Annotated in this window: 20 protein-coding genes; 15 read left to right on the plus strand and 5 right to left on the minus strand. The window is 66.4% G+C overall.

Going from position 1 to position 20,945, the window contains the following annotated elements:
* Positions 1–10 precede the first annotated feature (10 nt).
* Positions 11–664, minus strand: coding sequence for a hypothetical protein (locus FHR21_RS05745; protein ID WP_184096210.1), 654 nt, complete (start codon positions 662–664; stop codon positions 11–13).
* A gap of 73 nt (positions 665–737) precedes the next feature.
* Here FHR21_RS05745 and FHR21_RS05750 point away from each other — a divergent pair, with 73 nt between their 5' ends.
* The 8 genes from FHR21_RS05750 (at position 738) to tgt (ending at position 8,363) form a co-directional block, all read left to right on the plus strand.
* Entirely contained in the window at positions 738–1,013 is a 276-nt protein-coding gene (locus tag FHR21_RS05750; protein WP_184096211.1) for an exodeoxyribonuclease VII small subunit, read from the plus strand.
* Between the two features lie 3 nt (positions 1,014–1,016).
* On the plus strand, positions 1,017–1,937 hold the full coding sequence (locus tag FHR21_RS05755) for a farnesyl diphosphate synthase (protein WP_184096212.1): 921 nt from the start codon (positions 1,017–1,019) through the stop codon (positions 1,935–1,937).
* Positions 1,937–2,443 (plus strand): pantetheine-phosphate adenylyltransferase, encoded by a 507-nt coding sequence (coaD, locus tag FHR21_RS05760; RefSeq protein ID WP_184096213.1) that lies wholly within the window; start codon positions 1,937–1,939, stop codon positions 2,441–2,443. Before FHR21_RS05755 ends, coaD begins: the two co-directional genes overlap by 1 nt.
* An 85-nt stretch (positions 2,444–2,528) precedes the next feature.
* Complete coding sequence (locus tag FHR21_RS05765; protein WP_246427072.1) at positions 2,529–3,332, plus strand: peptidylprolyl isomerase; 804 nt, start codon at positions 2,529–2,531, stop codon at positions 3,330–3,332.
* Positions 3,333–3,479: 147 nt separating this feature from the next.
* Positions 3,480–4,505, plus strand: coding sequence for a tRNA preQ1(34) S-adenosylmethionine ribosyltransferase-isomerase QueA (gene queA, locus FHR21_RS05770; RefSeq protein ID WP_184096214.1), 1,026 nt, complete (start codon positions 3,480–3,482; stop codon positions 4,503–4,505).
* A 107-nt stretch (positions 4,506–4,612) separates the two neighbouring features.
* A complete protein-coding gene (locus FHR21_RS05775; RefSeq protein WP_246427073.1) occupies positions 4,613–6,796 on the plus strand; it encodes a putative bifunctional diguanylate cyclase/phosphodiesterase in 2,184 nt (727 codons plus the stop codon).
* Positions 6,797–6,898: 102 nt separating this feature from the next.
* Positions 6,899–7,153 (plus strand): hypothetical protein, encoded by a 255-nt coding sequence (locus FHR21_RS05780; RefSeq protein WP_246427074.1) that lies wholly within the window; start codon positions 6,899–6,901, stop codon positions 7,151–7,153.
* 85 nt (positions 7,154–7,238) lie between these two features.
* Positions 7,239–8,363 (plus strand): tRNA guanosine(34) transglycosylase Tgt, encoded by a 1,125-nt coding sequence (tgt, locus tag FHR21_RS05785; protein WP_184096216.1) that lies wholly within the window; start codon positions 7,239–7,241, stop codon positions 8,361–8,363.
* Between the two features lie 25 nt (positions 8,364–8,388).
* On the opposite strand, the gene FHR21_RS20815 is transcribed toward tgt, so the two are convergent.
* Positions 8,389–8,478, minus strand: a complete 90-nt coding sequence (locus FHR21_RS20815; RefSeq protein ID WP_338113078.1) for a NepR family anti-sigma factor — start codon at positions 8,476–8,478, stop codon at positions 8,389–8,391.
* A gap of 293 nt (positions 8,479–8,771) precedes the next feature.
* On the opposite strand from FHR21_RS20815, the gene FHR21_RS05795 reads away from it, so the two are divergent.
* The 7 genes from FHR21_RS05795 (at position 8,772) to xth (ending at position 15,925) form a co-directional block, all read left to right on the plus strand.
* Positions 8,772–9,563: a response regulator gene (locus FHR21_RS05795; RefSeq protein WP_184096218.1), complete on the plus strand. Its 792-nt coding sequence runs from the start codon at positions 8,772–8,774 to the stop codon at positions 9,561–9,563.
* Between the two features lie 226 nt (positions 9,564–9,789).
* Complete coding sequence (locus tag FHR21_RS05800; protein WP_184096219.1) at positions 9,790–12,504, plus strand: bifunctional [glutamine synthetase] adenylyltransferase/[glutamine synthetase]-adenylyl-L-tyrosine phosphorylase; 2,715 nt, start codon at positions 9,790–9,792, stop codon at positions 12,502–12,504.
* Entirely contained in the window at positions 12,501–12,968 is a 468-nt protein-coding gene (locus tag FHR21_RS05805; RefSeq protein ID WP_184096220.1) for a peroxiredoxin, read from the plus strand. The genes FHR21_RS05800 and FHR21_RS05805 overlap by 4 nt, the downstream gene beginning before the upstream one ends.
* A gap of 2 nt (positions 12,969–12,970) precedes the next feature.
* Complete coding sequence (locus FHR21_RS05810) at positions 12,971–13,762, plus strand: ferritin-like domain-containing protein (RefSeq protein ID WP_184096221.1); 792 nt, start codon at positions 12,971–12,973, stop codon at positions 13,760–13,762.
* 181 nt (positions 13,763–13,943) lie between these two features.
* Positions 13,944–14,591, plus strand: a complete 648-nt coding sequence (locus tag FHR21_RS05815) for a M23 family metallopeptidase (RefSeq protein WP_184096222.1) — start codon at positions 13,944–13,946, stop codon at positions 14,589–14,591.
* 89 nt (positions 14,592–14,680) lie between these two features.
* On the plus strand, positions 14,681–15,025 hold the full coding sequence (gene erpA, locus FHR21_RS05820; RefSeq protein WP_184096223.1) for an iron-sulfur cluster insertion protein ErpA: 345 nt from the start codon (positions 14,681–14,683) through the stop codon (positions 15,023–15,025).
* Positions 15,026–15,145: 120 nt separating this feature from the next.
* Positions 15,146–15,925 (plus strand): exodeoxyribonuclease III, encoded by a 780-nt coding sequence (gene xth / locus FHR21_RS05825; RefSeq protein WP_184096514.1) that lies wholly within the window; start codon positions 15,146–15,148, stop codon positions 15,923–15,925.
* Between the two features lie 60 nt (positions 15,926–15,985).
* Here the strand turns inward: xth and FHR21_RS05830 are convergent, their stop codons facing one another.
* The 3 genes from FHR21_RS05830 to FHR21_RS05840 all read right to left on the minus strand — a co-directional run bounded on the left by FHR21_RS05830 (position 15,986) and on the right by FHR21_RS05840 (position 20,902).
* The gene (locus FHR21_RS05830; protein ID WP_184096224.1) at positions 15,986–18,577 is read right to left on the minus strand and encodes a TonB-dependent receptor; all 2,592 of its coding nucleotides are present in this window, start codon (positions 18,575–18,577) and stop codon (positions 15,986–15,988) included.
* A gap of 38 nt (positions 18,578–18,615) precedes the next feature.
* Entirely contained in the window at positions 18,616–19,554 is a 939-nt protein-coding gene (locus FHR21_RS05835) for a hypothetical protein (RefSeq protein WP_184096225.1), read from the minus strand.
* A 178-nt stretch (positions 19,555–19,732) separates the two neighbouring features.
* Positions 19,733–20,902, minus strand: a complete 1,170-nt coding sequence (locus FHR21_RS05840) for a GNAT family N-acetyltransferase family protein (RefSeq protein ID WP_184096226.1) — start codon at positions 20,900–20,902, stop codon at positions 19,733–19,735.
* Positions 20,903–20,945: the final 43 nt, after the last annotated feature.

The raw sequence follows: 20,945 nt of genomic DNA on the forward strand, positions 1-20,945 counted from the left end.
ATCGCCGGGCTCAAGCGGCCGCCGGCGCGCGGTCGCGTCCCGCCCACCATGCCGCCAGCGCGAGCAGTGCATAGGCGAAGAGCATCGTCGCAGGGATGGCGAGCGAATAGGCGGGCTGTTTCGGACCGAACCAGTCGATGGCCTGGAACAGCGCAAGCAGCCCTGCCAGCACCCACAACCGAAGATGGCCTGAGGGCGCCCGCGTCCGCGCCGCATAATAGAGGAGCGCGCCGCCGGTCAGCGCGATTTCGAGCGGCATTTCGATCAGCGGGTGATTCCACAGCCCCAGCCCCAGCTTCGGCGGGGCGCCGAACAGGGTCAGGTCCGGGATATGGACGATCAGGTCGAGCAGCCAGTGCGACAGGACGACGAGTCCCGCGCCGACCGCCGCCGCCCGCCGCCGTGTTACGAAACCGACCAGCGCGGCGAAGAGCGTGGCCCACAACGCGGCGCCAAGCAGGCTGTGCGTATAGGGCATGTGATAGAGGTCCATCGGGTTCATCGCGGTGATGCCGGGGGCGATCCGCATCGCCTCTATGCCCGGGATCAGCAGCGCCGCGAAGCCGATGTCGACGATCTGCGCAGCGACGAACAGGGTGCCCAGCCCGGCGGCGTGGGGGCGGGTTGCGGCGATCAGCGCCGGGGCGAAGTGACCGACGAACATGGCGCGATGCTAGAGCGGCGCGGGGCGACGTCAAGCTTGACCGCATGGGGGCGAAGAGGCCAAAGCAGGCGCCATGACGGACACCCCCGAACCCGCCGCCGCGCCCGCCGCAGGCCCGGCCATCGCCTCGCTGTCGTTCGAGGCCGCGATGGGCGAGCTCGAAACCATCGTCCGGCGGCTCGAAAGCGGCGACGTCAGCCTTGAGGAATCGGTAGCCCTTTACGAGCGCGGCCATGCGCTGCGCGCGCATTGCGAGGCGCGCCTCGCCGCGGCGCAGGCGCGGATCGAGCAGGTCAGCCTCGGCGCCGACGGCCAGCCGTCGGGAACCGCGCCCTTCGGCGAAGGCTGAGCCGTGCCGGCGCTCGTCGAGAGCGATGCGAAGGAGGCGGCGTTGCTGCGCGCCGCGCAGGAGGAGGTTGCGCTCGGCATCGACCGCCTGTTCGACCAGTGGCTCGCGCTGCCCGCCGACCCGCGCGGCCGGCTCTATCAGGCGATGCGCCACGCTGCGATCGGCGGCGGCAAGCGGCTGCGGCCGCTGCTCGTCCGCGCCGCCGGCGACCTCTTCCACGTCGACTGCGCGCTCAGCCTGCGCGCCGGCGCGGCGGTCGAGGCGATGCATGTCTATTCGCTGATCCACGACGATCTGCCCTGCATGGACGACGACGACATGCGGCGCGGCAAGCCGACGGTGCACCGCGCGTTCGACGAGGCGACCGCGGTGCTCGCGGGCGATTCGCTCCACGCGCTCGCCTTCGAATGGTTGGTCGACCCCGCGACCCATACCGATCCCTTCGTGCGCAGCGAACTGGTCCGCGAACTGGCGCGCGCCGCGGGGCCGGCGGGCATGGCGGGCGGGCAGATGATGGACCTCGCCGCCGAGACCGCCGATTTCGACCTGCCGACCGTGACGCGGCTGCAACAGCTCAAGACCGGGGCGCTGATCGGCTTTTCGGTCGAGGCGGGCGCGATCCTCGCGCGCATCCCGGCCGAGGGGCGCGGTCCGCTGCGTGCCTATGCTCGCGACATCGGCCTCGCCTTCCAGATCGCCGACGACATATTGGACGTCGAGGGCGACGAAGCGGTGGCCGGCAAGGCGCTGCACAAGGACGATGCCGCGGGCAAGGCGACCTTCGTCACGCTGATGGGCATCGCGCGGGCGCGCGAGCAGGCGGCGGCGCTGGTCGATCAGGCCATCGGCCATCTCGCTGCCTTCGGCGAAGAGGCGGCGCTGCTGCGCGCGATCGCGCGCTATGTCGTGGAAAGGGACCGTTGATGCGTATTGGGGTTTATCCCGGAACATTCGATCCGATCACGCTGGGGCATATGGACATCATCCGCCGCGGCGCGAAGCTGGTCGACCGGCTGGTCATCGGGGTGACGACCAATATCGCCAAGTCGCCGCTGTTCGACGACGACGAGCGCATCGCGATGGTGCGGAACGAGGTCGGCGCGATCGACGGCGACATCCGCGTCGTCGGCTTCAATTCGCTGCTGATGGATTTCGCCGAGCGCGAGGGAGCGAGCGTCATCGTCCGCGGGCTGCGCGCAGTCGCCGACTTCGAATATGAATATCAGATGGCGGGAATGAACCAGCAGCTCAACGACCGGATCGAAACGGTGTTCCTGATGGCCGACGTGGGGTTGCAGCCCATCGCATCGCGGCTGGTCAAGGAGATCGCGATCTTCGGCGGCGAGATCCACAAGTTCGTCACCCCCGCCGTCCGCGAGGCGGTGGAGAGCCGCATCGCCGAAAGGGGCTTGCGTCAAGGCGAGCGTTGACCGCAATCATTGAGCGTTCAGCTTTTTCCCGCTAGGTCGCGCCGACGGGGCGCAAACCGGATTCATTCGCAAAGGCCGATCGAGTATGACATTCACCTTCCGCCCCCTGGTCCTGACGGCGATGGCGCTGGGAATCGCGACGGCTGCCGTGGCGCAGGAGGCGCCTCCCTCTCCGCCGCCGACGCCCGAGGAGGCGCCGACCGCTCCCCCGGTAGAGGCGCCGCCTGAAGTCCCCGAAACCCCGCCGGCGACCCCGCCCGCCGACGCGCCTGCCGCCGAGGCCGCGACCACCGAGGTCGCGCCGGCGACCCCGACGATCACGCCCGAGCAATATATGGGCAACCCCGAATATATGCTCAATCTCGACCTCTCGACCGGCGGTCGGGTGGTGATCCAGCTCTATCCCGATGTCGCGCCGCACCATGTCGAGCGCGTCAAGCAGCTCGCGCGCGCGGGCTTCTATAACGGGGTCAAGTTCCACCGCGTGATCGACGGCTTCATGGCGCAGACGGGCGACCCGACCGCGACCGGCCAGGGCGGGTCCGATCTTCCCGACCTGAAGGCCGAGTTCAACGACCGGCCGCACCTGCGCGGCACCGTGGCGATGGCGCGCGCCGACAGCCCCGACAGCGCGAACAGCCAGTTCTTCATCATGCTGCAGCCGCGTTTCAGCCTCGATCACCGCTATACGGTGTTCGGACGTGTCGTGTCGGGGATGCAGTTTGTCGATGCGATCCACAAGGGCGAGCCGCCCGCGGTGATGTCGCGCATGGTGCAGGTGTCGGTCGCGGCCGACAACAAGCCGGTCCCGCCTGCGTCGCTGCTGGTCGAGGACAAGCCGGCCGCGCCTGAGATCACCGCCGACGATCTGAACGCCCCGATGCCCTGAGCGGGCGACGGCGCTCTCCGGTGCCGCCTTGCGGAAAGGGAATCGAATATCACCGAAGCCCTGAGCCTGTCGAAGGGCGCTTATCGTGGATAGACGCCCTTCGACAGGCTCCGGGCTTCGGTTCAATCGACAAAACGGACTCTGCCGATGCGCGTCGATGCGTTCGATTTCCACCTGCCGCCCGAACGGATCGCGCTGCGCCCCGCGCGGCCGCGCGATGCCGCGCGGATGCTTGTCGTCGAGGGTGGGGCGGTCGGCGATGCGGGCGTGCGCGACCTGCCGCAGCGGCTGCGCGCGGGCGATTGCCTCGTCTTCAACGATACGCGGGTGATCCCCGCGCAGCTCGAAGGGCGGCGGGGGGAGGCGAGCATCGGCGCGACGCTCCACAAGCGCATCGACCTGCGCCGCTGGCAGGCGTTCGTCCGCAACGCCAAGCGGCTGCGGGTCGGCGAGACGGTCGATTTCGGCGCGGGGGTCGAGGCGCTGGCCGAGGAGCGGCTCGCGGACGGCAGCTTCGTCCTCGCCTTTGCGGGGGACGAGCCGGTCGAGCTGTTGCTCGAACGCGCGGGCCGCATGCCGCTGCCGCCCTATATTGCGGGCAAGCGTCCGACCGACGAGGCCGACCGCAGCGACTATCAGACGATGTTCGCGAAAAAGGACGGCGCCGTCGCCGCCCCCACCGCGGCGCTGCATTTCACGCCCGCACTGCTGGAGGCGATCGCCGCAGCCGGGATCCGATGCGAAACGCTGACCCTCCATGTCGGCGCCGGCACCTTCCTGCCGGTGAAGGCGGACGACACCGACGATCATGTCATGCACGCCGAATGGGGCCGGATCGAGCCCGATACCGCCGACCGCCTCAATGCGCTGCGCGTCGCGGGGGGACGGGTGATCGCGGTCGGCACGACCAGCCTCCGCCTGCTGGAAAGCGCGGCGCGCGCCGACGGCACCATCGCGCCCTTCGCGGGCGACACGTCGATCTTCATCACGCCGGGCTATCGGTTTCGCGCGATCGACGGGCTGATGACCAATTTCCATTTGCCGCGCTCGACGCTGTTCATGCTGGTCAGCGCGCTGATGGGGCTGGAGGCGATGCAGGCGGCCTATGCCCATGCAATCGCGCAGGGTTACCGCTTCTACAGCTATGGCGACGCGAGCCTGCTGCTTCCCTGAATGGGACAGCTTCGCCGTTTTCGGCGTTCGTCTTTACCCGATTGCAAGGCATTGCGGTCCATGCGTAGGCCCATCTTCGGGGGCCAGTAAGAGTTTCTTGGATGGACATGCCATCACGCATCGATGCCGACGGCCAGGGGGAAGCCGTCCATGACGAGACGCAGCGCGGCCTTCTGGGCCGGATCGGCTCGCGCATCGGCAAGGTGCGCGGTCCGGTGCCCGCGGCACTCCAGACACGCGAGGCGCTACTGCTGCTGCGCAATTACGAGGAAAGCGGCCGCGGCTGGTTCTGGTCCACCGATGCCGACGGGCGGCTGACCTATATCAGCGAGGCGGTGGCGGCGCTGATGGGGCGGAGCGGCGGCGAGTTGCTGGGCACCGTCTTCACCGACCTGTTCCAGCCGGCCGATGGGCAGGACGAGCGCCAGCGCAGCCTGCCCTTCCTGCTGATGCGCCAGTCGAAGTTCGACGAGCTGCCGCTGCGCGCGGCGGTGGAGGGCGAAACGCGCTGGTGGGCGATTTCGGGGCGTCCGCAGGTCGACACCGGCGGCCGGTTTGCCGGCTATCGCGGCAGCGGTGCCGACATCACGGCGCAGCGCCAGTCGGCCGAAGACGCATCGCGGCTCGCGCTCTACGATTCGCTGACCGGCCTCGCCAACCGCTTCCACATCTCGAAAAAGCTCGACACGACGCTCGCCGCCTTCACCCAGCAGCAGCGGTCGTGCGCGATCATGCTGCTCGACCTCGACCGCTTCAAGCAGGTCAACGACACGCTCGGCCACCCGGCGGGCGACGCGCTGCTGAAGCAGGTCGCCGAGCGATTGCTGAAGATCGTCGGCGACAAGGAGATGGTCAGTCGCCTCGGCGGCGACGAATTCCAGATCATCCTTCCCGACCAGGAGGATCGCGGCAAACTGGGCGACCTGGCGCGCGACATCATCGCCAGCCTGTCGCAACCCTATTCGGTCGAGGGCAGCCGCTGTATCATCGGCGCGTCGGTCGGGGTCGCGATCGCGCCCTTCGACGGCATGACGAGCGACGACCTGGTCCGCAACGCCGACCTTGCCCTTTATGCTGCCAAGGGGAGCGGCCGCGGCCGTTTCCGCTTCTATTCAAGCGACCTGCATCAGGCAGCCGAGGATCGTCGCGTCCTGGAAGAGGATCTGCGCGACGCGCTGGCGCGCGGGCAGATGGAGCTCAACTATCAGCCGATCGTGAATGCCAAGACCAACATGGTCACCGGGGTCGAGGCGCTGATCCGCTGGAACCATCCCGAACGCGGCGCCATCTCGCCTTCCATCTTCGTGCCGATCGCCGAGGAAGCCAATCTGATCTGGCCGATCGGCGAATGGGTACTGCGCCGGGCGTGCGAAGAGGCCGCGCGCTGGCCGAGCAAGCTGCGCGTCGCGGTCAATGTCTCGCCGATTCAGTTCGCCAACGAGGAACTGCCGAAGATCGTGGCTAACGCGCTCGCAACGACGGGGCTCGCCCCCGACCGGCTCGAGCTCGAGATCACCGAAAGCGTGTTTCTGGGCGATTCGAACGAGACCGCGCGCATGTTCAAGGCGCTCAAGGGCCTTGGCGTGCGGCTCGCGCTCGACGATTTCGGCACCGGCTATTCGTCGCTCGGCTATCTGCAGTCGGCACCGTTCGACAAGATCAAGATCGACCAGAGCTTCGTGCGCGGGGCGACGGTGCAGGGGTCGCGCAACGGCGCGATCATCGCCGCGATCGTCGCGCTCGCCGAGGCGCTGGAGATGGAGACGACCGCAGAGGGCATCGAGTCGCTGGACCAGCTCGACCTGATCCGCAAGCTCAACGTCAGCCATGTGCAGGGCTTCGTCTACAGCCAGCCGGTGCCGCAGGCCGAACTGGTCGAACGCGCCGAGGCGGGATCGTGGTCGATCAAGCCAGCGGGGCCGGCGAAGCAGCGTACCGACCGCGTCTCGCTGTTCCGCAAGGTCGCGGCGATCCACGACAACCACCGCTATGGCGTCGTGATGCGCAACCTATCGGCGAGCGGCGCCTTCATCGAAGGGCTGCTCGACGTGCCCGTCGGGACGCGCTTCGTCATCGATTTCGGCGAGGGGCAGCTCGTCACCGCGATCGTGCGCCGCTCGATGAATCACCAGCAGGGGGTCGAATTCGAAATCCCGCTGGTCAGCGACGGCAACGGCGGCCTGTGCACGCGCCACCGCGTCTCACCCTATCTGATCGCGGCGGCGGCGCAGCAAACCTCGGCGATGACGCTGCCGACCTTCACGACGACGAGCGACTGGAAGGCCGCCTGACGGAATCGCCGCGGCGGCCGTCCGTTCTGACCTCCGACCCCTTTTCCAGGATGAGGCAGAGTACAGCCCAGACGAGAATCTTCGCGTGGCTCAAGGCCGATCATGATCGCCACCGCAAATTGCCGACCGAACTCTACGAGATGGGCCTCGACCGGCTGGCCGACCCGTTTCCGCACGATGAAGGATCGGTACATCCACCATATCGACGAGGAAGAGGAAGGGATGTTCCCCGCGGCCGAGAAGGATTTGTCGGAGGCGGAGAAAAAGGAACTGCTCGCCATCTTCGAGAAGGAGAAGCCGAAGGAAAAGGTCAAGGCGGCCGCCGATGAGCCGTCGAGCGAGGATGAGCGGGAGTAGGACAAGCTATCCCCGCCTCTTCAGAGGAGGGGCTTTATTCCCGCCATCTCGACTTTCCGCGCCGCTCCGCCCATAGGCGCGCGCCATGACCGACAGATTCGCATTCCGGCTCGCCGCGACCGACGGCGCGGCGCGTACCGGCGTCATCCGCATGACGCGCGGCGAGATCCGCACCCCCGCCTTCATGCCCGTCGGCACCGCGGCGACGGTGAAGGCGATGCGTCCGGCCGAGGTGCGCGCCACCGGCGCCGACATCATCCTGGGCAACACCTATCATCTGATGCTGCGTCCAGGCGCCGAGCGCATGGTACGCCTGGGCGGGCTGCACGCCTTCATGGGCTGGGACCGCCCGATCCTGACCGACAGCGGCGGCTATCAGGTGATGAGCCTCTCCGCGCTGACCAAACAGAGCGAGGAGGGGGTCGCGTTCAAGAGCCATCTCGACGGATCGCGCCATCTGCTGACGCCCGAGCGCTCGATGGAGATTCAGCGGTTACTGGGCAGCGATATCGTCATGGCGTTCGACGAATGCCCGCCCGCCGGGGTCGATGCGAAGCGCGCCGGGGCGAGCATGGAACGCTCGATGCGCTGGGCGGCGCGCAGCCGCGCGGGCTTCGATGCGGGGGAAGAGCATGCCGCGCGCGCGGCGCTGTTCGGCATCCAGCAGGGCTCGCTCGACGAGACATTGCGCGCGTGCTCGGCCGCGGCGCTGACCGATATCGGCTTCGACGGCTATGCGATCGGCGGGCTTGCGGTGGGCGAGGGGCAGGAGGCGATGTTCGGCGTGCTCGATTTTGCGCCGGCGCAGCTTCCTGCCGACAAGCCGCGCTATCTGATGGGCGTCGGCAAGCCCGACGATCTGGTTGGCGCGGTCGCGCGCGGGGTCGACATGTTCGATTGCGTGCTGCCGACACGCTCGGGCCGCAACGGCCAGGCCTTCACCTGGGACGGGCCTGTCAACATCCGCAACGCGAAACATGCCGAGGATCAGGGACCGCTCGACGCATCGTGCGATTGCCCGGTCTGCACGACCTGGTCGCGCGCCTATCTTCATCATCTCGTCCGTGCGGGCGAGATGCTGGGCGCGATGCTGATGACGCAGCATAATCTGCATTTCTATCAGGCGCTGATGCAGGCGATGCGCGATGCGATCGCAGCCGGCAGATTCGGCGAATTTCAGGCGACGTTCGCCGCGCGCTATCGACGTTAATTTTTTGTTTACCGCCGGGCGAGGCTCAGTTGAGCTTGTCGAGCAGGTCCAGCATCGACTGCGGAATCGATTCGTCGACCGCGGACTCATAGGCACGGCGCAGGGCGATGTTCACGTCCTGGCCTTTCCTTGACATCTTCTTTTCGACGTCTTTCCGGGAAGCCTTTTGTCGGGGCGAACCGGATTCAGACGACATTATCGAAACATTCGCTGAACATGGGGCTTTCTGCTAACCGCGCCTTCACCAAAGCGCAATGGCGCGCACCAACCTTTTTCCATGAAACCATTGTCCCACAAAATCGTTCCGCTAGGGTAAAATTATGCGGGCGCGGGCCATGTTTTTGCAAGCAGAACCCGATATTCCGCGATTATGAGGCGGGCTGCGGCCTGAATCCGGAGGTTTCATCTATGTCATTGGGTCAGGCGATCGCGCCGCATCTTCCCTATCTGCGGCGCTATGGCCGGGCGATTTCGGGAAGCCAGACGAGCGGCGACGCGCTGGTCGCGCGGTTGCTGCAAACGCTGGTCGCCGATCCGGACGCCGTCGATACCGGCGTCGACCTGCGCATCCAGCTTTATCGCATGGTCCACGACAATTTCGGCGTTGCCGCCGAGGCGGCGGCGGCCGACGAAGAGGCCGGCGCCGATATCCGCATCGCCGATGCGCGCCTCAGCCGCATTCCCTCGCTCGCGCGGCAGGCGCTGCTGCTCACCGCGGTCGAGGGGTTCAGCGAGCAGGAGACGGGTCGCATCATCGGTCGCGACGTGGACGAGGTGCACCGGCTGATCGGCGAGGCGACGGAAGAGATCGACCGCCAGACCCGCGCGCGCATCCTGATCATCGAGGACGAGCCGATCATCGCGATGGATATCGAAATGATCGTGCGCGATCTGGGGCACGAGGTCGTCGCGGTCGCGACCACCCACCGCGAGGCGGTCGCCGAGGCCCATACGCATCAGCCGGGCCTCGTCCTCGCCGACATCCAGCTCGCCGACAACAGCTCGGGGATCGAGGCGGTGCAGGAGATTTTGACCGAGCTGACGGTGCCGGTGATCTTCGTCACCGCCTTTCCCGAACGGCTGCTCACCGGCGAGCGGCCCGAACCCGCCTTCCTGCTCACCAAGCCCTATCAGCCCGCGACGCTGCGCGCGGCGATCTCGCAGGTGCTCTTTTTCGACGAAAGCACGGTTCCGGCCTGACGCCTCTTCGACCGGGAGGTGACAGAGGCGACGTCGGATATCTCCCAATCCTGTCATTCCCGCGAAAGCGGGAATCCAGCGTGGGGTCAGCCGACGCATGCTCTGGATTTTCGCTTTCGCGGGAATGACAAGGGTGGAGGAATGTCTGCTCCCCACCCCGAAGCGGCCGCTGCCCAGATTCCGTGCGTCTTGTAAAGGATCGCGGCACGGGTGATAGCGGCGGACGATGACCGCATCCTCCGCCTCCCGCCAGTCCGCGCTCGACCGACTGACCGCCAATGCGCCCTTCCTCGCGCGGCTTGCCGAATGCCATCCGGACGATGGGGCGCGCTTTCTGGCCGAGGGAGCGGACGCGGCGCTGGAGGCGGTCGCGCCGCCGCTGGTCGACGACGACATCATGGCCGGCCTGCGCCGATGGCGCGGGCGGATCGCGCTGCTGCTCGCGCTCGGCGACATCGCCGGCGAACATGACGTCGCGGCGACGACGCGGCATCTGTCGGACTTTGCCGATACCGCCTGCGACCTCGCGCTTGCCGCCGCCTTTGCCGAGCGCGTGCCCGGCGAAGACGCGCGCGGGATCGCGGTCGTCGCGCTCGGCAAGCTCGGCAGTCACGAGCTTAATTATTCGTCCGACATCGACCCGATCCTTATCTTCGACCCCGACACGCTGCCGCGCCGCTCGCGCGACGACCCCGACGAGGCGGCGGTCCGCATCGCGCGGCGGATGGTCGAGATCTTGTCGTCGCGCACCGCCGACGGCCATGTGCTGCGCGTCGACCTGCGGCTGCGCCCGCATCCCGAGGTAACGCCGATCGTGCTGCCGGTGAACGCCGCCATCTCCTATTATGAATCGCAGGCGCTGGCGTGGGAGCAGGCGGCGTTCATCCGCTCGCGCGCATCGGCGGGCGACCGCGCGCTCGGTCGCGATTTTCTGGCGGCGATCCAGCCTTTCATCTGGCGCCGCAGCCTCGATTTCCGCCAGCTCAAGGAAATCGGCGCGATGAGCGACCGCATCCGCGACCATTTCGCGCAGGGGCAAGCCTTCGGCCCTGGCTACGACCTCAAGCGCGGGCGCGGCGGCATCCGCGAGATCGAATTCTTCGCGCAGGTGCATCAGCTCATCTACGGTGGCCGCGAGCCGGCGTTGCGCGCACCCGCGACGGTCGACGCGCTCGCGGCGCTTGCACAGGCGGGACGGATCGCCCCCGACATCGCGGCGCGGCTGGCCGATCATTATGCGGTGCTGCGGCGGATTGAGCACCGGCTCCAGATGATCGAGGATCAGCAGACGCACAGCCTGCCGGTGCAGGGCGCGGCGCTCGACGCGGTCGCACGGCTCGACGGCCAAAAGGACGGCGCCGCGCTGCTCGCGCTGCTCGAGCCCGTCGTGACCGACGTCGGCGCCTGCTACGACCGGCTCGTCGCCGAGCGCGCGGTGACGCGCGGTCTGCCGCGCGACGAGAGCGAACTGGCGGGCGCGCTGGTCGCCGCGGGGTTCGTGGCCCCCGATGCGGCGCTACGCACCGTTGCCGAATGGCGCTCCGGCAAGCTGCGCGCGCTGCGCAGCCCGGCGGCGCTCGAAGCGCTGGAAACGGTGCTGCCCGAGCTGATGAAGGCGCTCGGCAAGGCGCCCGACCCCGATGCAGCGTTGACCCGCTTCGACAAGCTGGTCGCCGGTCTGCCGAGCGCGGTCCATTTCTTTCATCTCCTCGCCGCGCAGCCCGCGCTGGCACAGATCGCGACGCGCATCCTGTCGCTCGCCCCGACACTCGCCGATGCGCTCGGCGCGCGGGTCGAACTGATCGACGGGCTGATCGACGCCCACGCCTTCGACGCGCCGGCGAGCAAGGTCGAGCTGATCGAGGAATGGGCGCCGGCGCTCGCCGGGCTCGATTACGAGCGATTGCTCGACCGCGTCCGCGACCGGGTCGGCGAGCGGCGCTTCGCCTATGGCGTGCAACTGATCGCGGGGGCGACCGACCCGCTCACCGTCGCGCGCGGCTATTCGGAGCTCGCCGAGGCGGCGCTGCAGCGGCTCGCCGACGCGGCGGTCGCGGAATTCGTCGCCGCGCACGGCCGCGTCCCCGACAGCGAACTCGTCATCCTCGCGCTCGGGCGGCTCGGTGGGCGTGTGCTCACCCACGCGTCCGACCTCGACCTCATCTATCTGTTCACCGGCGATCATCTGGCCGAATCGGACGGGCCGCGCCCGCTCGGCGCGACGACCTATTACAACCGCCTCGCGCAGCGCGTGACCGCCGCCATGTCGGTGCCCACCGCCGCGGGCAAGCTCTACGACGTCGACACCCGCCTTCGCCCGCAGGGTGCGCAGGGACCGCTCGTCGTCACGCTCGACAGCTTCGAGCGCTATCAGCGCGAGGAAGCGTGGACGTGGGAGCATATGGCGCTGCTGCGCGCGCGCGCGGTCTATGGCTCGGACGCGGCGCGCGCCGCGGTCGACCGGATCGTGGCCGAGGTGCTCGCATCGCCGCGCGATGGAGCGGCGGTCGCGACGGACGCGGCGGGGATGCGCGACAAGATGGCGGCGCACAAGCCGCCGAAGGGCGCGCTCGACGTCAAGAACGGCCCCGGCGGGCTCGTCGATCTGGAATTCGCGATGCAGGTGACCCAGCTCGCCTCGGGGCGGTGCCACGACCCGCATATTCCGACTGCGCTCGCCTGCCTGACCGCCTCGGGGCTGGCGCCCGCGGGCATCGCCGCGGCGCATCATCTGCTCGCCGCCATGCTGGTCATGCTGCGCCTGACCGCGCCCGAGGGCGAGCCCTCGACCCCGGCGGCGCGCCAGCTCGTTGCGGAGGCATGCGGCTGCGACGACTGGACCGCGCTGCTTGCCGCGCACGAAGCGGCGCGGCAGGAGATCATGGACTGGTGGGTCGCGATTCGGCCCGCCGCCGACGCACAGCAGGAGAAACAGGCATGAGCGCACTGGCGATCGGGGACGCGATCCCCCCGGCGAAGCTGATCGACGCTGACGGCGCGACGATCGACCTGAAGGGACTGAAGGGAGCCCCGCTGGTCGTCTACTTCTATCCCAAGGCCGACACCCCCGGCTGCACTGTCGAGGCACAGGATTTCACGCGCCTCGCGCCCGAATTCGCGCATCTGGGCGCGCATGTCGTCGCGGTGTCGCGCGATGCGCCGGCGAAGCTGTGCAAGTTCCGCGACAAATATGGGCTCATCGTCCGCCTCGCCTCGGACGAGGATGGCAGCGTTTGCGAGGCGTTCGGCACCTGGGTCGAAAAGCAGAATTACGGCCGTACCTATATGGGGATCGAACGCTCGACCTTCCTGTTCGGTGCCGACGGCAAACTTGCGAAGCTATGGCGCAAGGTGCGCGTGAAGGGCCATGCCGAAGCGGTGCTGGAGACCGCGAAGGCGCTCTGAGCATGGAGGTGTTGGGCGAAGTCGCGCGCGCGGTCCTGCTGACGGCGGACCCGCATGCGAAGCGGCGCGAGGCGCGGGGTCTCGCGCGGGCGTGGCGCCGCGGCGCGCTCGTGCATCGCTGCGATGCCACCATGCCCGACCAACCGGCCCGGCCCGACGCGCCCGAACTGCTCGCCCCCAGCCAGATGCCGCGGCGCCGCAAGGGCGGGTCAGAGCGCGGCCGCATCGCGATGCTGCATGCGCTCGCGCATATCGAATTCGTCGCCATCGACCTCGCGGTCGACCTCGTGGGCCGTTTCGGCGGCGAATTCCCGCGCGCTTTCGTCGACGACTGGCTCGGCGTCGCGGCCGACGAGGCGATGCACTTCGCGCTGCTCGACCGGCGACTGCGCGCGCTTGGCAGCCATTACGGCGCGCTGCCGGCCCACGCGGGGCTGTGGGAAGCGGCGGAGGCGACCGCCGACGACGCGCTCGCGCGTCTCGCGATCGTCCCGATGGTGCTCGAGGCGCGGGGTCTCGACGTCACGCCGGCCACCGTCGAGCGCTTCCGCGCCACTGGCGACGAAGCGTCGGCACGGATTTTGGAGCGCATCTATCGCGACGAAATCCGCCATGTCGGCGCGGGCACGCGCTGGTTCGAATGGCTGTGCGACGAGCGGGGATTCGAGCCCGCCGCAACCTGGCAAAACCTCGTAAAATCGCGATTTCGGGGGTCGTTGAAGCCGCCGTTCAACGACTCGGCGCGTCGTCATGCCGGTTTAACGCAAGAATACTACGGCGTTATTGCGCGTTAACCACCGCCCATGCACCAAGGCTCGCGGGCGGGGATTTCGGTCCCATCCAGAACAACAACCGGCACCGGCGGCGCGCGAAAGGCCCCGCCGGCGACATGGCGAAGAGCGGGGTCGATAAGTGCGAAACGCGACACTGACGAAAAAGTTTCCTCTCGGGCTGATTTTCGGCGCGGCGGCCCTGATGGGCATGGTGCCCGCGGCCCATGCGGTCGAAAACAGCGCCGATGCCGGCGTGGTGGTTCCCGACGAACCCGATGACGAGGCTTTCAATCCCGGCGTGACTTCGCCGGTCGACGAGAATCAGGATGCGCGCGCCGTGTTCCAGGCATGGAAGCGCCTCGACACCGGCCTCACCGCGACCCTCGGCGTTTCGGTGCCCTCGCGCCAGCCGCTTGAGAAGATGTCGCTGTCCTCTTCCTACGGGATGCGCGTTCATCCCATCACCGGCCGCGTCGCGCGCCACAACGGCATCGACATTCCGGCGCCCTACGGCACCCCGATCTACGCCACCGCCGACGGCACCGTCGGCCGCGCCCAGCGCCTCGGCGGCTACGGCAATTATGTCGAGATCGAACATGGCAATGCGATCGAGACGCGCTACGGTCATATGTCGCGCTTCGTCGTCCAGTCGGGGCAGCATGTGAAGAAGGGCGACATCATCGGCTATGTCGGCTCGACGGGCCGTTCGACGGGCAATCATCTTCACTATGAAGTCCGCATCGATGGCGCGCCGGTCAATCCGCTGCCCTTCGTCCGCGCCGATTCGATGGCGATCGCGGCGCTCAGCGGCGATCAGGCCAGGCTGGCGATGGGCGGTCCCGAAGAATAGATTTTCCCGGTTCGGAGAGGAGGGGGCGTCCTCCGGCCAGCGGCCGGGGCGCCCTTTTCTTTTGCGGCCGCAGACCCTATCTTGACGTCATGGCAACGCAGCTTTCGCCCGACATCGTCCTTTCGCCCGCCGCGGCGGCGCGCGTCCGCTGGATCGCCGAGCGCAAGGCCGGCGCGCTGGCCGCGCTGCGCCTCGCGGTCGACGGTGGCGGCTGTTCGGGCTTCACCTATCGCTTCGGCCTGGCCGAGAGCGTCGACGCCGACGATATCGTCACCGAAACCGACGGGGTGAAGCTGGTGGTCGATCCGATCAGCCTCGACCTCGTGCGCGGCTGCACGGTCGACTTCGTCGATTCGCTCGGCGGATCGTCGTTCAAGGTCGACAATCCCAACGCCGCCTCGGGCTGCGGCTGCGGGTCGAGCTTCGCGATCTGACGCCTCCTTTTCTTTTCCGTTCGTGCTGAGCTTGTCGAAACACCGCCCTTCTTTTAGGCAGAAGGAGAGAACGGCCCTTCGACAGGCTCAGGGCGAACGGAGAAGGACAGTCCCGTGGCCCTGAAAATCGCGACCTTCAACATCAACGGCATCAAGGCACGCCTGCCGCGCCTGATCGAATGGCTCGAGGAAACCCAGCCCGACATCGCCTGTCTGCAGGAACTGAAATCGAGCGACGAGACGATCCCGACCGCCGAGATCGAGGCCGCGGGCTATGGCGCGCTGTTCCACGGGCAAAAGGGGTTCAACGGCGTCGCCATCCTCGCGCGGGGCGCCGAGCCGGTCGAGGTGCAGCGCGGCCTGGCGGGCGAGGATGAGGATGAGCAGTCGCGCTATCTGGAGGCCGACGTCTTCGGCCTCCGTGTCGCCTCCATCTATCTGCCCAACGGCAATCCGCAGCCCGGCCCGAAGTTCGATTACAAGCTGCGCTGGATGAAGCGACTGCGCGACCGCGCGCAGGCGCTGCTCGCCGCGGAGGTCCCGACGGTGCTCACGGGCGATTACAACGTCATCCCGCACGACGACGATGTGTGGGACCCGCGCGCGATGGCGAACGACGCGCTGATGCAGCCCGATTCGCGCGATGCCTGGTTCCGGATGCTCGGCGACGGCTGGACCGACGCGCTGCGCAGCCGCCATCCCACCGGCCATGTCTGGACCTTCTGGGACTATCAGGCCGGCGGCTGGCAGCGCGATCATGGCTTTCGCATCGACCATCTTCTGCTCAGCCCCGCGCTCGCCGACCGGCTGGTCGACGCCGGCGTCGACAAGGACCATCGCGGCCGCGAAAAGGCGAGCGACCATGCGCCGACGTGGATTCGGCTTGCCGCCCGATTCTGACGAGTCCGGCTGTCATGCCGGACCCGACAAGTCGGATGAACGGGAGGCCGGGAACCAGGCCTAATAACGAAAGTTGAACCTGAGGCCGACGGTACGGGGGTCGGGGAGATTGGCCAGAGCAGCGCTGCTAGCGGCTGACAACCCCAATGGAATCCTGTCTATGTCGCCGGTCTTGATGCTCGCGCTTTGTACCCGGTTGCTGTCGAACAGATTATCGACATAGGCGATGGCTTCCCAATTTGACCCACGTAGACCCACGCGGAGGCTGGTCAGCGAATTGGGTCTCAGGCGCCGCTCATTATCATGATCGACAAAGCGGCTGGATTGATAGCTGGTGTCGGTTTCGATGAGCCAATCGACATCGTTGCCGATCAGACCGAACCTGTCCGAATAGGCGACGCTGAAAACCAGCGAATGCCTGGGCGCCCTTTCGAGGCGTTTGCCGCTTAAATCCACCTCGCAGACCATCTTGTCGAGCATGGCCGGCGTACACCCCCCGGCCGTGATAATGCCGCTCTTGGTATCGGTGTATATGGAGAAGTCCGTATAGCGTGTGTCCAGGAAGGTGTAGGCGAAGCCAAGGTCCAACCCGCGGGACACGCGCCAGTGGCCTTCCAGTTCGAGCCCCCATACCCGTGCGGCTCCGGCATTCTCGATGATCGCGATGGGATAGCCCGAGGGCGTGCTCTGCGTCGAGACAACCTGCTTGTCGGAATAATCCGAATAGAAGCCAGCGATATTGGTATAGGCCGCGCCATTGGCCCAGTTGATCTTCGCCCCGACTTCGTAGGTCCATACGGTTTCGCTGTCGAACGCCAGTTCGTCCGTATCGCCGTCGAGGTCGGAGTCGAGCCAGGACCCCCCCGCGAGCGTCGACGTGCCGCCAGGCTTTACGCCCTTTGCCGCGCTTGCATAATAAGTCATGTCGGCTTCGGGCCGCCACTCCAGAGTAAAGCGCGGCGTGAAGAATTTGTTGGAAGTCCGGATGGTTTTGGGCACGCCATAGAGGGAAGCGGGCGTCCGGCCATCCGCCAGCAACGTGCTGGGACCGAAAACGGGGGGCGTAAAGGCGCTCGTCGCATAAGGATCTCCGCATTGCACGCCAAATCGGTTGGTTCCGAGGCCGCAGTTGGAGCCGATGACGGTTTCCTTTTCCCAGGCATATCGCCCCTCGGCCGACAGTGCGACGTTATCGGCCACCGTCCATTCGAGCGAGCCATAGGCCGACCAGTGCTTGATCGCACGGCTGGCGACATCGTCATTGGGGGTGATGAACGGTACACGACCGGCGGCGCCGTCAGCGCATTCCGCGATCGTCACTGCACAGGCCACGGTGATGGTGCGGGCGTTCCGATAGGAATCCTCTTTCCAGTAGAGCCCCCCGACGGTGAACTGCAACGGCCCTTCGAAGGAGGAAGTAAAGCGCAATTCCTGGCTGAACTGCTTGGTATGCGTATCGGAATCCTGTATCAAAGTGCGGTTTGCGGTATCGATCTGGTGTCCGATCGGGCCGGTCAGCAGAGCGTCCTGATCGAAATCCTGCCTGTTCTTGAAATCGCCGTCCATATAGCCGGTCCATGCGTTCAGCGTGCCAATGCCGGTATCCAGGCTGGATATCAGGCTCAATCGCAGGACATTCTGATCCGCTCCCGGAAAGCTGCGGCCGGTGAGGGGGTCGGGGCTATAGAGCGGGCGGCCCAACGTGTCGGCGTCAGGTATCGTCCCGGTGAAAACGGCAAAAGGCGCGGCGCTTATGACCCCGCCGGCATAGGCGGCGGCAAGCGCTTCATTGTTCGCGGGAGACAAGAGGCCGCTGTTCGAGCGAATGAGATATTGCGCCGCCGGATCATAATGATCGTCGAAATATTCGATGCGGCCCTTGAAGCTGAGGTTCGGGGACGGTGTGAACAGCAGCGAGAGTGCGCCCCCATAGCCATGACCGCCTCCCAGATCGCCGAGCGTGGCCTGATCGCGATAGAAACCGCCGTGATTCCAGCCGCCGCCGACCACCCGTGCGGCGAGGACGTCGGGCACGATGGGACCGCTCACGGACACCCGGCCGGAATAGCGGTCGTGGCTCCCGATGTCGAAGGCCGCGCGTCCCTCCAGTCCGGCCATCGAGGGATCGCGCGTCACATATTGGATGCCGCCGGCAAAGGCGCTACGGCCATACTGGACGCTTTGCGGACCCCGCACGATCTCCACCCGCTCCAGATCGAGCAGACGCATGGAAAGGAGGGCGCCTCCGCCCGCCGAACCGATGGCCTCGGTCGTGACGTCGATGCTATCGACGAGGATCGCGACGTTCGACCGGCCGCGCGTCGGCGACAGGCCGCGGATCGAAATAGTCGCGGCTTCCGGATTTGCACCTTTGTCGAGGATCAGGGAAGGGGTTCGGCTCAGGATCGCTTGCGTGTCGGCAAGACCCTGGCGGTCGAGTTCCGCCGCCGAAAGTACTTGAATGGCAAGGGGAACGTCCTGCAAACGCTCCTCCCGTTTGCGCGCGGTCACGACGATATCCTTCGCGCCCTCGGCGACCGGACCCTCCGGCGCGGGGGCGTCGGCGGCATGGACGGCCGTTGCGGTGGCAAAAATGGATGCCGTAGAGAGCGCGAACGACAGCACACGCGCATGCCTGGAAAGCAGCAGCATAGAACCCCCTGAACTGTTAGAGCATGTAAAACGCTTCGTTAGACTTTCGGGCGCGTCCTGACCTTCTGCTTGCGCTGCGGCATATAGACCGGCAGAATTAGTAGAATGATGGTGACCGCCAGCACGCCGATGATTTCGGACGTATATTCGGTGGGGTGCAGCCAGAACTCCTTGTACCACCCCAGGCGTGGCCCATATTCGCCGAACACGATCCAGAAGAGAGCCTTGGTCGGAATGGCGTAGCGAATAGCCGCCATGATTCTGGTGAATTTCGACAGCTTCCAGATCAGATAGAGCGACCAGATGCCGATCGCCGCTACAATGACATAAGTCGCCGGATGCTTATATCCGAGGAAACGGTCATCGCCGAGAAATAGGGTGAAGCCATAGCAGAACCAGGTGACGTAAATCGTCTCCATGAACGTGATCTTGGCGAAGTTGCGGTCCTGCCCCGAATCCGCGCGTCCGAAAGACAGATGCAGTTTGCGTTGAAGCCATCGGAAAGCATTGCACTTCGTATTCTTGTCGAGAACGAAATAAAGCAGGGTGGCTACGCAAATCCCGAACGACCCCTGCATGAACAGAAGGCTCAAAGGACGGCTCTGCTCGGGCGTGATATCCATCATGGGCCGCCCGAGCGCCATGTGGTTGTATGCGAACATATAGGCGGCCCAGCCAGTCCACAGCATGAGGCCGGAGATGAAGCCGAGGAGCGTTCCCTTGGTTTCCTGCTGGCCATCCCGAATGGCGTATATCAGCAGGCCCAGCCCGCACAGGCCCAGCAGGAAATTGGCGGGCCCCGACGCGGCCGCCGGGATAATCTCGCGAGTGAAGGCGGACCAGCTATGGGCGACCGGCAAGGTCAGCAGCACCGCCAGAAAGGCAAAGATGCCGATCAGCGGCGGACGATGCCACTCCTTCATTAGGCCGGGTATGCCATCCGTACCTCTTTCTTCAGCGTTCCCCGCCTCGGCCATCGATCGCTCTCCCAAGCTACTATGGATTTTTGTTATATCATCATATAGAGATAATGACTATCCTTTGTCAAGGGCCGGAATTGACCCTCGTGGGACTGAGCAATGGACAGAAAATCTACCTGGTGCTCGGCCGCATTGAGCCGACGGCGGCTGGGGTCTGATGCTGTCGGCCGCGCCGTCAGCTCAGCGGCTTGTCGTAGATCTGATAGACGCGGTTCTCGGTTGCCTCGATCGCGTTGGCGACCGCGATCATGCCCTGATTGTCGTCGAGCACCCAGCCGATATCGCCATATTCGGACCCGTATTGGACGATGGCGTCGCGGCGGATGAATTCGATCATCATGAAGGCGAGGGTACTCGCCATGCGGCTGTTCTGGAGGGATTTGACCACGCCCATCAGCGGCACGCGCAGCGTCCGGCTCTTCGGCTTGCGCAGCCACCAGAGCAGCCGCGCCCAGCCGAAGGGCAGCAGTGAGCCGTCCATGTCGATCAGCAGTTCGTTGATGTTGGGGAGGACGATCATGAAGGCCACCGGTTCGCCGTCGACCTCTGCGACCCGGATCAAATCCTCGAACACCAGCGTTTTCAGCTTCTTGCCGACATAGGCGATCTCGCTGTCGGTCAGCGGCACGAAGCCCCAATTGTCCGACCAGGCGTCGTTCAATATGCCCATGATCAGTCGCGCCTCGGCATCGAAGCGGCTCTTGTCGACGCAGCGGATGCGGATGCGCGCATTCTTTTCGCCCGCCGCGACGATGCGGTCGACGATCGGGGGAAACCCGTCGGTAATCGGCACGCCATAGTTGATGAGCCGCTTGACCGGCCGATAGCCTGCGTCCTCGATCCACGCGCGATAGAGCGGGCTGTTGTGACCGAGCATGATCGTCGGCGGATTGTCGAACCCTTCGATCAGCAGCCCCGGCTCGTCCCAGATCGAGATCGAGAGGGGGCCGAGTGCGCGCGTCATGCCTTGCTGGCGCAGCCAGTCCTCGGCCGCGGTGAGCAATGCGGTCGCCACCTCGGCGTCCTCGGCCTCGAGCAGCCCCCAGTTTCCGGTGCCCGGCCCCATCCCCTGCTCGGCGGGTTGGGCGAGGGCGAGCTCGTCGATATGCGCCGAAATCCGCCCCACCGTGCGCCCGTCGCGGCGCGCGAGGAGCAATTGCGCCTTGCCATGTTCGAACCAGGGATTCTTGCCGGGGGTCAAAAGGTCGAACACCTCGCCCTTCAGCGGCGGCACCCAGGCGGGGTCGCCGCGGTTGAGGCGGAAGGCGAGCTCGACGAACTCGCGCTTGTCCGCCTTGGTCTGGACCGGAAGGATGGTGACGGGTCCCTGGGTATGTGCGGCCATCTCTGGTTTCCTGGCTGGAGCGTCCTATATTCTGCGCGACGCA

The organism is Sphingopyxis panaciterrulae, assembly GCF_014199295.1.
Lineage (GTDB): Bacteria > Pseudomonadota > Alphaproteobacteria > Sphingomonadales > Sphingomonadaceae > Sphingopyxis > Sphingopyxis panaciterrulae.